This is a genomic window from Rhodopirellula islandica, from assembly GCF_001027925.1.
Lineage (GTDB): Bacteria > Planctomycetota > Planctomycetia > Pirellulales > Pirellulaceae > Rhodopirellula > Rhodopirellula islandica.
Genome location: NZ_LECT01000007.1, coordinates 60,000 through 72,556, shown reverse-complemented (window position 1 = coordinate 72,556; position 12,557 = coordinate 60,000). Strand labels below are relative to the sequence as shown.

Below are 12,557 nucleotides of genomic sequence, written 5' to 3'. Positions count from 1 at the left end.
CTCAAGACCGAACGTCAACGACTCCTTTGGAATCGTCGGCGTTTGCGTAAGCCATTTCGATGATGTCGTTGGTTTGCTTGCCACGCGATCCAGTGATTCCCGGCTCGCGATTTTCTTCCAACGCCAGCGTGAAGTCTTCGATCAACGGCGCGTGCAGGTTGTCCGCCGGTGGATGGGATTCTCGCGTGAGTCCGTCCGCGGTGAACAACTTCAGTTCGTCGCCGTTGAGTTCTTCGATGGTGACCCGACCGTCCGTTCCAATGACCTCCAAGCGATCGGGAGCGTTGACGGTGCCAAAGTAACTTTGCAACACACCGTGGACACCGTTGTTGAATTGCATCAACAACGTCGCCACCTGTTCCGCTTCGAAGTCAGCGGAATCGATTCGGCTGGATTGAACCGATCGGATATCGCCGATCAAGTGCAGGAACAAATCCAACCGGTGACTCCCGATGTCCATCAACGGTCCTCCGCCACCTCGGGCAAGCACCACCCGCCAATCATCAGCAGGAAACCGGTTGGGGTTGCCGGTCACGCAAGCGATCGACAGCACACGGCCCAAAGTCCCTGACTGGATCAGTTGTTGGATCCGTTCAACGGCAGGATAGAAACGTCGGTAATAGGCGACGCCCAGGGTCACCCCCGCGCGTTCGCAGGCAGTGATCATGCGTTGGCATTGTTCCGGATCGATCGCCATTGGTTTTTCAACCAAAACATGCTTGCCCGCCTCGGCCGCCGCGATGGTTTGCGGGCAATGGCAATCGACGGGTGTGGCGATGTAAACCGCATCCACTTCTGGTGATGCGATCAATTGCTCCGCGTCGGTGAATCGGTGTGGAACGCAGTGCTGATCCGCAAACTGATTCAGTTCCAGTTCGCTGCGCCGGCAAACGGCGACCAATTCGGAACGAGGGTCGTCCTTGATCGCCGCGGCAACGCGTTTGTGGGCAATGTCACCCGTGCCGATCAGTCCCCAGCGGATTGTCATTGAGATTCACTTCCTTTTGATCCGACGAACTCGGCAACACTGCAAGGGACTTTGATGGCGGCGGGAAGGCGGGGTGATTGCAAAGGCACTTCAACCTTTCCAGTCCAGCCCCGATGGGCTCACGGAATCAGCGATTCGCAGCCGCGGCTTTCTGGGCTGCGTTGCTGATCGCGTCGACGTTTTCGATCACCAAGAAGTGACCGTGGTCACTGGTGACGAAGACTGCGGTGTCGTCCCATGCCTCATTCTCTTCGACCCAGTTCACGATGGTTGCAAAGGCTTTGTCGCCACTGAGCACCGCACCGATGCTGCTGTCCAAATTATTCGCGTGGTTGGCCCAGTCAACATCGCCAGCTTCGACCAGCAACCAGAATTTGGATCGTTCATCGGCGCCCTTCTTCGGGGCCGACAAGAACTGCAAGGCGGACTGAGTCATGTCAGACAGCGTTGGATTTTCAACCACATCGGCTTGGGTGTATCGCTCTGTTCCCTTGACGTCAAAGGTCGGATTGAAATTGCCATCGGCAGTTTGGAAGGGGAGGTGTCCGCCTTTGGTTCCGAAGTAGCCCATCAAGCGAGTGTCTTCCGCGATGGCTTTTTCGGTCGCTTCTTGCAACACGTCCGCGCCGGGGCGACCCTCGGTCCGTTCAACCAACACGTACGAATGAGGCTTTCCCTCTGCGTAAGCCTTCTTCAACGCATCACGATCCGACTCGTGGAAGTATTTGTTTCCTTCCATGAAGTTGTCGCCTTGGGATTTGTCTTCCCCGGTGCCTTCGCCCCATCCGCCGCCGATCAACAAGTCCAATCCAGGCAGCGGGTCGTTGCGATGGGAGGATGATGGCAGCCCAACCAAGTCTCGGCTGATGTCTTGATAGTCCTGACGAATGACGTTGTTTGCATACGAAGCCGCGGGAGTGGCATGGCTGACCGGAACACTGGTCACCGCCCCCACCTTGAAGCCATCGGCTTGCAATTTTTGAGCGACTGGCACGGCGTGTGATCCATCAGGCAGCACGTTGATCGAACCGTTGTAAGTCTTCACGCCGGCCATCAGGCTAGTTGCCGTCGCAGCCGAATCAGCGACTGTGTGCGGGACCAAGCGGTCTTGTCCAATCACATATTCACGACGAGATTGCTCATGCCATGGCTTCGCTCCCCCATGCTCGGCGGAGAAGCCACCGGTGGACTCGGAATTGGGTGCCGTGACGGTTTGTGAGTTGACGTCATACTTCGTGCCGGACGAAAACGGTGTCGTGACGATGAACGCGAAATCGGTCTTCACGCCACGATAGTCTTGGAACAACAACCCAGTCCCCCGGCCAGTGTCATAGCGATTGCTTTGATTGTGATACAGAGCCGCCGCACGCGTCGTTGGCCAATCCATTCCGTCAAAGACCATCAGGATCACATGCCGTTTGCCCGCCTTCGCTGCGGCCATCTGCAAATCATGAACGTCAACTTGATCGTGGTAGTTGGCGTTGGGGTTCAGCGTCTTTTCATCCACGCGTCCGAAGTGCTCGCGCATGCGACCCGGGTTGCTGTACAGGCTTCCTCTTTCTCGCAATTCATTCAGCGTGAAGCCGAACGTGTAGAGCGGCACCATCCGATTGCTGTGGTTGGTCCAGGTACTGTACTTCTTGGGGTTGCTGCCCCAATGTCCCCAAGGTGCGGATTGTTTCTTGATCGCGTTGGACTGCATGTCTCGCATCGGATCGACAATTGGCTCCCCGGAAGCCGTCGTTCCGGGAGCTCTCGAATCATCGACGTCGACCAAACTCTTGGCCTTCTCAAGAATCTTCCCAACGGTTTCCTCGGCAACAACTGGCGTGACGGCCAGCCCTGCCAACGAGGAGAGAAGCAAGCAAGCAACCGGCAGCAAACGCGTCGAGATCATTGATTCACGGAACTTTGAAGGGGGCGTGGGAGGCAGGGCACCGGACAAAGTGACATCATGTCTTCAAAAGTCCACTCGTCAAACGGGGCAATTGCAAAGATCCTAATAAGAATCGGTTCAGAAGTGTCCTCAGAATTCGATCGATGCATGACAGATGATCACGGCGTCACCCCCAGTTGTCGTCTTCGTTCCGTCAAACCGCAACGATTAGGGGAACTCTGCTCCTCGACAACCTGCGATGAGGTGACATTCCACGCCACCCCCCTGGCAAAATTCCTTGACGACATGATCCCACAGTCGTACTCTCACTGTCTCTGCCCTGGACTCGATTGCTGGGCATGATCTTCCAGAGCACGGGCCACCAAAGCACGGAGGAATAACACTGGCATGACGAGCGCAAAACCCGATCTTCGGAGGGTGGTACCAATGATCGCCCCGCCTGCGATGGTCCGGGACGGTGACAACACCTCCCAAACAATCTTGATCAACGCGGCTTTTCTGCAAGAAATCAAGGACAGCAATCCCAATCTCTGGCTCGCAGCCAGTGAATTGAGAGCTCTCTGCGAGGCGGAACACTGGGACCCCGACACGACCAGCCAAGCTCTAATCAAGCAATTTGTGCGTGCCCTTGGCGAATTGAGAGACCTCATCGCCTTTCAATTTGGCCTGGAAGAGTCCTACGGCTACCTGAGAACCGTCGGCCCAACCCCCCAACTGGCCAATGCCTCGCCTGACTTTGCAGAGGTGCAGCAACAGCTTCAATTGGCCCTCGAACAGCATCAAAGGCTGTACCTGGACCTTTGTGATCTCGTGGAGCAGTCGGAGGAATTACAATATCGAGGTTGTGATCGATCGGCTGTGGTCAGCTTTGCCGAACAGGTTGCCCACTTCACACGTCAGATGACCCGTCATGAACGTCTCGAAGCCGAACTGATCGAAAGGGAGTTGTAGAATGCTAGGCGATTCACGCACCAAACCAATGGAAATTCTGTTGGTCGAAGACGGTTTGGTTGACGCGCGGGTGACAATCCACGCGCTGCGACGAAGCGGTCTGCACCACCGATTGACGCTGGTTCGCAGCGTTCATGAAGCGATCTTGTTCATGAAACGAACCGGCATCTTCGCACGCGCCCCGCGATTGGACTTGCTGCTCCTGGACATGATCCTGCCCGATGGCACTGGAATCGACGTGCTGGAAGAAATGCGAGAACTGCAGTCTGACGCCGCACGTGTCACCACTGTGGTGTTGACCGCCTGCGAGGAAGCTTCGTATCGAACTCGATGCGATGAACTGGGAGTTTGCGACTACATTCAAAAACCCGTCAGCGAAGACGAGTTCCTGCGAGTCGTTCGCGACCACAAGAAATTGATGATCCACCTGCAACAGGCCGCCGTGTCTGCCGCCGCCGGCAATCCAAGCCCGGCACGATCTGGAACGATGGGCGTCTAGACGCGTTTGACCAGTCGGGCGATCGCGGCCCGCTTCAAACCTTTGTGACCCGCATCAAAATCGGAAACTCGGTTCCACGAATCGTCCAGCTTCGATTGATCGACAACTGGAATCCAGCGGACGATCTGCCTCGCCAACCAACGGCGAGTGATCCAATCCGAATCAAGTGAATCCGCCCGGCGGTCGCGATTCGGAATCGAGCATGAGCCCTCACGCTGCGGTGGTTCGTTGGATTGATCGCGGCCCAAACCGCCGTCACCTCATCGCGAGCAGTCACTTGACTGGCCGCTCCGGATCCAGTCGGGGATTCTGCCGCGAGCACTTCGTGAAGCAGCGTTGAATAGGCGCCGCGACCGCGAACCTCAGGCGACAATCTCGCCGCGAAAAGCCAGCGTTGATGCTTGGCCAAGTCGATTTGCAAATGCAGGTCCGATTCAATGAATCGGTCGGTTGCGATCCAAACGCCCCCAACGATTTCACTCCAGGACTGAGCCGGCTCGGTTGCCCCGACTTTGGATCCCGAAACGGTGTCCCGAGCCAATCCGTACGCGGAAAGGGATGGCTCGTCTGAATCGGAAGCAATGCCGGAGCCCGCACTTTGCTGATACGAACATCGATCAAATAGCGTCACACGTTCGATCTTCGCAAGCTCGTCGGATGACTCAGCCAGCCGAACTCGGTAAGGAGCCTCTTCCGATCGCTGATTCGCCCCTTGGTTCTTTGGCACATCTTTCTTTGACACATCGTCGAGCCGCACGATTTCCATGCAGCGATACCGGAAGATCGATGCTGGGATGACGCGGCAAAACAGGATACCAAGTGTGTATCGCAGGCCTCGACCTGCCATCACTACCGGCTCATCGCAGCTTGGCGAATTTGTCGGACCAGATCGGCATCGGGACTGCTCAACGTCATCACCTGTTCGCGTTGCTGGCCGTCAGGATCCCGCAAAATCACGATCATCTCGGTCGCCGTTCCGGCGGATGCCATGGCTGGCGCAGAGGCTGCCGCCGCTGCGACGTTGGCACCGAACTGACTGGGAGCATTGAGTGCTGGTTCGTTAACGAATTGGTTCGCAGGTGCTGCAGGACTGGACTGCGTCGCTGCCAATTGGTTGCTGACGGGAGCCGCGGGACTGCCTTGATACAAACGTCCCAGCTGAATTCGCTCCAACTGCCAGTGAACCGACCCCGGTCCAGTGTAGATCCCGAGATCGGACTTGTAATCGGCGGCGTTGCAAACACCGATCAACACACCACGGTCATCGAACAAGCCACCTCCGCTACGGCCATCGATCGGAGCGCCATCGATCTCAAGATTGGATGCACCGAGATTTTGATTGTATTTGTCGACCCCCGTGATGCGGGTGTCACGGCGGCTGGGATCATCGCCGCGATCGCATCCAAAACTGAATGCCGTCTGCCCCACTTTGACGGTCTCGCCTTCTTGAATCACTTTCACAGGCTCCACCGCAAACCCGGGCCGAATGGCGACCAAGCCAATGTCACGATCGCCCGCGTCGTAGTCGACGACTTGTCCAGCGACGGTCCGAACTTCCCCCGCGACGAACAAATCCACTTCAATTCGATCTTTGCCTTCGCCGTCACGGAAAAGGTGACCGCAGGTCAGCACCAAGGCTTCATCGCCGTTGGTATCGATGATCGTTCCTGTACCAGCTCCGTAGCCACGACCGTCGAACACTCGCAGGCGTACCGTCGCGGCCTTTGCCTTTTCGATCGCATCAGCCAGAGACATGCTGGGCATGGGCTCCATCGCCGCGTCTCGTGAGCTCACCAATTGAGCGGACGGTGCAGCAGCGTTGTTCATTGCCTGCCAATCGTTCGCAGGATTCGAATCGCTGTCGGCTCGTTCCTTGCGAATCGCGCGTCGTGGACTGCGATCGACTGCATTTTGCCCGGAGGTCAGGGGAGCCAAGCGGGTTTGAGGTTCGCTCCACGCCGGCTCGGTCGAAGTGCTGCGTGTCGGAATCAACGGCCCGGCAGCGGTTTGGTTCAACGCGGCGGAAAGTTCGCTCACCGATTGAACGCCCAACAATCGCGTGACTTCTTCGCCTTCCCGAAGCACCACGTAGGTTGGCGTGCTGCGGATTCCGAAGCGGCGGGTCAAATGGGCTTCTTTGTTGACGTCCACTTGGCGGACGGGAACACCGCGAGCGATCAATTCGGAGACGACCGGTTTCATCGCCAAACACGGGCCGCACTGAGCCGAAGAGAACTCCAGCAAAACAGCGTCGTTGCCCGCAGCGGACGATGCCAAAGCCGAAAGCGCAAAGCACGCCGTCATGAACTGAATCATGAGGTGCTGAGCAAACCAACGAATTTGCCGTGATCGATCGAGAACGCCAGCCAGTTGATGAGTCGTTTGCACTCTCGTCCCTCCTTGGACGATGGAAAAGTTCAATCAGCACAAAGCGTTTGGGTTCTCTTCTTCACCATCCTTGGAGACGAAGAGAACAGCCTTGTGTCCGCCGCGCGATGGTCGGACATCGGCGGGAACCACGGCAACCCCAATTGATTCGGCGGTCCGCCAATTCTTGAGTCTTTCTGCCGAGAATTTCTAAAAAAGTGGAGCGTACGAAGTTCGTGTGGGGGGCATCCACACCAAGATCGTGACGAGAGTGTGCCGTCCACGTGCCAAGGCCAGCGTTCTCAATCGGCACTGGAATTCGTCTGCTAAGACGCTCTCAACGCGACTCGGCCTTTTCCAGGCCCGTGGCTTCGGCCTCCTTCTCAGCCTGCTCCGCCAACTGTTTCGCAGCGGCCTTCTTCGCTTCCGCGTTCTCTTGATCAGCTTTCTTCTTGGCCTCCTTTTCGGCGGCAGCAAGTTCCGCTTTTTCAGCCGCAATCGGATCCGCGATGTAAGGCTTTTCAGCTCGGTATCGATCCAAGATTTTGCCAGCAAACTCCTTCGCGTCCTCCGGAGCCGACTCAACCACCTTTTCTTGCCAGCCCACTGCCTCCTTGAATTCGCCTTGAGCTGCCAAGGCGGCCGCGAGTGCAGACAGATCGCTGATGTTGCCATAGCCGTTCAGCTCGCAAGCCTTTTTCGCCGCTTCCACGGCGGCATCCGCGTCCCGCAATGATTCATCCTCGGTCGTGGCCAGCAACCAAGCCCGGTTCTGGTGAGCCAATCCGTACTCCGGCGCCAACTCAATCGCCCGCTCGTAATCCGTGAGAGCTTCCTTGGCTTTGCCGAGTTGGTAGCGGTTGTAGCCACGGTTGTTCCAAGCCACAGGATCCTTTTCATTCAGCTCGATCGCCGCTGAAAAATCAGCCGCCGCAGCCGCGTACTCATGCTGTTGAAATCGGATGTAGCCGCGTCCCATGACCGCAGCGACATCTTCCGGGTTGTCGTCCACGATCGCATCGTAGTCCTGGATTGCCTTTTCCATTTCGCCCGCGGACTTGTACGCCAGCGCTCTCTGGCGAAGCAGGCCGGCGTTCCCCTCCCGAACCTCCAGAGCCTCGGTGTAATCCCCAATTGCCGCCTCGAATTCACGCTGAGCCATCCGGACAGCGGCACGATTGATGATCGGCGTGATGTCTTCGGGATCCAGCTGCAAGGCACGCTCGTAATCCTTGATGGCCTCGTCATGTTCACCGCGAGCGGCGTAGAACAAACCGCGACTGCTGTAAGCGTGGGCCTCTTCGTAGCCCTTTTCGATGGCTTTGTTGAAGTCCTCCATCGCCTTGTCCTGTTCTCCCAACGCCCACCAAGCCGAGGCACGAAGCGTGTGGTAGCGGCCTTCCTCGGGGAATTCTTCGATCAAATCGGTGTAAATCTCAGTCGATTCCGCTAATTCCAAGGCGTTGACCTTGTCCACTGCCCCCCGCGTCCCATCGTGGGTGACGATCACGTAGTCCTCGCCGCGATCTTCCACGACCGTCAACAAGTCACCTTTGGCGATGACATCAACGACCTTGTCATCCTTCGCAAATTGCATTTCCACGCGAGCGACCACGGGTTGCCCCGGTTTGGCAGCAAAGCTGATGGCAGGCGTGATCCCGCACGCCACCGCGATGACGATGGCGGACGATCCGGTGCGGGCGGCCCAACGGAGGGAGTCTAACAGGGCGTTCATAGATTTCTTCGGAAGGTGCAAGTTCGGTCGAGACCAAGCCATCAGTGGCTGCCGGCCTCACAACGGAGTCCCCCGGACGATCCAATCGCTGAAGGGACTGAGTGTGCGAAAGAAGAAATTTATCAACCAGAATCTTCTCTCACGAGGGACGCCGCCGGGGAAAAGCAAATGTTCCTAGGATTTCCCACCCGCGATCGTTTGGGCCCCCCGATCTAGGAGCCCCGGCTGGTTGACCACGCGAAACCTGCGTGCTGTAGGATGATTGCGTCGGTTGCAAGGATTGTGCTCATTGCAACAATTAGGTGCTTTTTTAGGACCTGAACGATTGTAACCTTTCGGGACTGATCTAATCTGTTGCATCGGAACAAGGACATGCCCCCATCGACGCTGCGACAACCACCCGCAGGAGATGGACAAAGGAACACTCTCCGGGCTCGTCCCAGAGTATCAAATCACCCCTTCCCGTGTGCCGTCGGACCTCGATTGGCATTCGTATCCATCGTTGTTTAAGACTCTTTGAGGAATTCTCCAGTGAAGTTTGGATCCACTTTCGCAGCCATCGTCGCGACCTGTTTCGCTTCCATGGTTGCCACCACCATGGCCCAATGCGTGCCATGCGGCGGATGCTCCGATCCGTGCGGTGCATCGGCTCCCGTTGTCAGCAGCGGTTGCGGCGGCGCGGTTGGTTGCGGCCAAGGCTATGTCGTCCCGAGCCACACGTATTCAACCGGCGTTGTTTACAGCAGCGGCGCATCGGTGATGGGCGGTTCAGTCGTCACCTCCTCGGCCCCTCTTCGCGAAACCATCTGCGAACCAGTGGTCGGTTATCGCGTGGTCATGAAACCGACCTACGTGACCGAATCACGCATGGTCAACGTGACCGAAAACCAACCCGAAACTCGCTTCCGCACCAAAACCGTTTACAAGACGGTTCCCGTGACGGAAGAAAAGTATCGCACGACAGTCGTCAACGTTCCCAAGACGGACACCAAGACGATCACTTACTCCGTCTTGGTTCCCGTGAAAGAAGAGAAACAAGTCGAAGTCACGGAGTCGGTTCCTCAGTGGTCCGAAATCCCTGAAGAGTACACCGTTCGCGTGCCAACCCTGGTCGACGTTCCAGAAACGTACACCGTCAAGGTTCCTAAGTTGGTCGACGAAACCTTCACCTACACGGTCAACGTGCCTCAAGCCGTGACGACTCAAAAGACTCGCACCGTTGTCAACGCTGTGCCAGTCACCAAGAGCCGCACCATCGAAGTGGCGGTTCCAAAGACCACCATGCAAACCGTCACCAAGGACTACGGTCACTGGGAACAACAGGTCGTTGAAGTCGCCGCAGCACCGGTTGCGACCAACGTCACTTACGTCGGCGGTTGCGGTTCGACTTCGTCGGTCTCCTCCGCTTGCGGCGGATCGTGCGGACGCCGTTGCAGCGGATGCCGCTCGTGCGGCGGTTGCGTTTCCAAATGTGGCGGCTGCGGCAACGGCTGCGGGCAAGTCCTCGCCGGTTGCGGTGGCGGGGTTTCCTACTCGTCGCCTGCATCCACCGCCTGTGGATCGACGACCAGCACCATCACCAAACGCGTTTGGGTTCCCAACGTTGTGACGGAAGAAGTTCCTGTCACGACCAGCACCACCGAATCGCAAATCGTGAACTACACCGTTTACGAACAACAAGCGACCGAAGTTCCTTACGAGTGCACGACAATCGTCTACCAACCCGAAACTCGGACTGGTACCAAACAAGTTGTGCAGTACGTCGACGAAGCTCGCACTCGCACTCGCAAAGAAGTCCAGTACAACGACGAAACCCGGACTCGCATTCGTAAGCAATTGACTTACACCTCGGTCACCAAAACCGAAACGATTCCCTACGTCACCTACAAAACCGAAGAACGCACCAAGGAAGTCAGCTTCACTTACAACGTTCCGGAATACACCGTCGAACCTTACTCGACCACTCGTTACGACCAAGTCGCTGAACAAGTGATCGAAGAATACACCGTCAGTGTTCCCGTCACCGTGACCCAGGAAAAGAAGGTCCAAGTCTGCAAGATGGTTCCGACCTTGGTCGAAGAATCCTTCACGCCTTGTGCCGAATCAGCCACCGTCGGTGGTTATCACTCCGGATCAGCCATCAACGTGGGACCATCGGTCATCATGGGTGGCAACGGAGCGAGCGGATGCAGCACCCCCATCCACTATCAATCGGCACCGTCGATTGGCAGCGGTTGCGGAAGCTGTGGCGCCACGGTCAGCGCATCGCCTTGCACCGGTTGCTAGTTCGCTTCGCCACTCCAATTGGCACACAAAGCCCGCCTGCGATTTTCGTGGGCGGGTTTTTTCATGCACCGCAGCCTCTTCGACTTACAAAGCAGCCTGCGTCATCCCAGAACCAGCACCGTCAAGAATCCGCCAATGCCCCGCGGACAGCTCAAGCCAACAAAGACTCCAGCGACTCACGACGAGTCGGCTTGTTCCAAACCGCCGACACACCGGACCGCCGTGCGGCGTGGATCTGAGCGGGAGTCGCCATCCCAGTCATCCAAATGTGCCGGTAACTTCGCCCCGACAAATCCTCTGGCACCTGAAAGGGCTTCGGATCGGCAGGCCGCCAAACCGAGTCATCCCAAACCACATGCGCGGAAGCAAGCCGATCGGCTCGCGTCAGTCGATCACGACGCCACGTCATCACTGGAACCGGCTGGTCACGCTCGCCCGCGATCGATTCCATCGCGTCAAAGATCGCGTCTGCGGTCGCCCAAGACCTGGAAACAATGACCAAGCCTTGTGCGGGCCGTGTTGGCGTTGAATGGGACCCCGCCCGAGATTCATGTTCTGCACGCGAGCGGTTCAACCACACCGGAAGTGTTTGCAAACTGTCTCGCCAACTGATGGTTTCAATCCATCCCTGTTGCCCGGGCAAGCCCACGGAAGGAGCCACCAGCGGCCCCAACCAGCGCACCACGCTCGCGTTCGGAGCGACGCGCTGCAACTCGCGGAGTTGTTCCGCTTCAATCGGATGCGAGCGGTCGGTTTGAGCCAACAAAACGTGAGTCAGCGGAAGTCGCGGAGGCGATTCAATCAGTGACGCAACGTCTGGACAAGTGGCAACGGCGTCCGCGTTCTGCTCGCACAAAGCCTTGGCGTGCTGCGCCAACGGATCCGATGACCTGCCCACCCAAGCGACGATGCATGGAGCAGCAATCGTCGCCGAAGCATTGTGTTGCCCCGACCGTGGGACGGATTCGTCCAACTCAGAAGGTGTGATTCTCATCGAGTGACATCTCGGCTTCGTTCAAGATTGCCCAAGCGTCCGCAGGCGTGTCACTTGCACGCACGCCTTCCAAGAAGGATTCATCGGAGACAATTCGGCTCAATTTAGCCAAAATACGCAGGTGCGAACTGTCGTCATAAGAGCAGATCAAAAAGAAAATGTCCGTCAGCTGCCCGGTGTCCGAGAACGCGACCGGCGTTGGACAGATTCCCATCGCCAACACGGACTCGGCCAAAATCGACGTTTGCGGGCGGCGAGGGTGAAGCAAAGCAACACCGCAATCCAGCGCCGTCGGATGCAATTTTTCGCGAGTCGCGACCGCTTCGGCCATCGCCGGCGCATCCCACAGCATCCCGGTCCGGCTGGCAAGTTCGCACATGTTGCGAATCACACTGCCGCGAGTCCTGGCCACGAACGGGTTGGCAACCAACTCAACCGGGCAGATCTCCGCCAACGAGTGAGGAGGCGCCTCCGACTGCCGATGCAGCACCGCACGGACCTGATCCAGCTCGCCTTGGTCACTCAATCCAATGCGTTCTTCCAGCCAATGATGAATCTCGGCTTCGTTGAATTTCCATTCCCCTCCGACCCGCCGGCCCGGCAAGGTTCCTCGCGAAACCATCTTGATCACTTGGTCCGGAGTGATGTGCAGGTACCGAGCCAATTGTGAAATGTCTAAATCTTCCATCGCTGTGCTTCCCTCTTTCCAATGAATTGTTGATCAAACGAGCCAACTGCCGCTCAGATTTATCTTGACGAAAGTTCGTGGAAATCGCTAAATCGACTCAAGTAGTTGTTTCGACCGCGCCCGCCGAATTCAAAGTGCATCCCTTTGGCGAA

At 57.3% G+C, this 12,557-nt stretch carries 10 protein-coding genes; 3 read left to right on the top strand and 7 right to left on the bottom strand.

Annotated elements, in window-relative coordinates:
- Nucleotide 1 precedes the first annotated feature (1 nt).
- Complete coding sequence (locus tag RISK_RS03160) at nt 2-988, bottom strand: Gfo/Idh/MocA family protein (RefSeq protein WP_047812808.1); 987 nt, start codon at nt 986-988, stop codon at nt 2-4.
- A gap of 127 nt (nt 989-1,115) precedes the next feature.
- Complete coding sequence (locus tag RISK_RS03155) at nt 1,116-2,885, bottom strand: alkaline phosphatase (RefSeq protein WP_047813007.1); 1,770 nt, start codon at nt 2,883-2,885, stop codon at nt 1,116-1,118.
- Between the two features lie 426 nt (nt 2,886-3,311).
- On the opposite strand from RISK_RS03155, the gene RISK_RS03150 reads away from it, so the two are divergent.
- Both RISK_RS03150 and RISK_RS03145 read left to right on the top strand, forming a co-directional pair.
- Nucleotides 3,312-3,836 carry a hypothetical protein gene (locus tag RISK_RS03150; protein ID WP_047812807.1) on the top strand — a complete coding sequence of 175 codons (525 nt, stop codon included), beginning with the start codon at nt 3,312-3,314 and terminating at the stop codon, nt 3,834-3,836.
- Between the two features lies 1 nt (nt 3,837).
- Nucleotides 3,838-4,335, top strand: coding sequence for a response regulator (locus RISK_RS03145; protein ID WP_047812806.1), 498 nt, complete (start codon nt 3,838-3,840; stop codon nt 4,333-4,335).
- A gap of 34 nt (nt 4,336-4,369) precedes the next feature.
- On the opposite strand, the gene RISK_RS03140 is transcribed toward RISK_RS03145, so the two are convergent.
- From RISK_RS03140 to RISK_RS03130, 3 genes are all read right to left on the bottom strand, one after another.
- The gene (locus RISK_RS03140; protein WP_083434750.1) at nt 4,370-5,182 is read right to left on the bottom strand and encodes a hypothetical protein; all 813 of its coding nucleotides are present in this window, start codon (nt 5,180-5,182) and stop codon (nt 4,370-4,372) included.
- Between the two features lie 2 nt (nt 5,183-5,184).
- On the bottom strand, nt 5,185-6,723 hold the full coding sequence (locus RISK_RS03135) for a trypsin-like peptidase domain-containing protein (RefSeq protein ID WP_047812804.1): 1,539 nt from the start codon (nt 6,721-6,723) through the stop codon (nt 5,185-5,187).
- Nucleotides 6,724-7,039: 316 nt separating this feature from the next.
- Nucleotides 7,040-8,437, bottom strand: coding sequence for a tetratricopeptide repeat protein (locus RISK_RS03130; RefSeq protein WP_047812803.1), 1,398 nt, complete (start codon nt 8,435-8,437; stop codon nt 7,040-7,042).
- Between the two features lie 531 nt (nt 8,438-8,968).
- Between RISK_RS03130 and RISK_RS03125 the strand changes: the two genes are divergently transcribed.
- Nucleotides 8,969-10,723 carry a heterocycloanthracin/sonorensin family bacteriocin gene (locus tag RISK_RS03125; RefSeq protein WP_236695983.1) on the top strand — a complete coding sequence of 585 codons (1,755 nt, stop codon included), beginning with the start codon at nt 8,969-8,971 and terminating at the stop codon, nt 10,721-10,723.
- Nucleotides 10,724-10,874: 151 nt separating this feature from the next.
- On the opposite strand, the gene RISK_RS03120 is transcribed toward RISK_RS03125, so the two are convergent.
- Together RISK_RS03120 and RISK_RS03115 are read right to left on the bottom strand one after the other, a co-directional pair.
- Complete coding sequence (locus RISK_RS03120; protein WP_047812801.1) at nt 10,875-11,717, bottom strand: hypothetical protein; 843 nt, start codon at nt 11,715-11,717, stop codon at nt 10,875-10,877.
- Nucleotides 11,698-12,405 (bottom strand): PTS sugar transporter subunit IIA, encoded by a 708-nt coding sequence (locus RISK_RS03115; protein WP_047812800.1) that lies wholly within the window; start codon nt 12,403-12,405, stop codon nt 11,698-11,700. The genes RISK_RS03120 and RISK_RS03115 overlap by 20 nt, the downstream gene beginning before the upstream one ends.
- Nucleotides 12,406-12,557 lie beyond the last annotated feature (152 nt).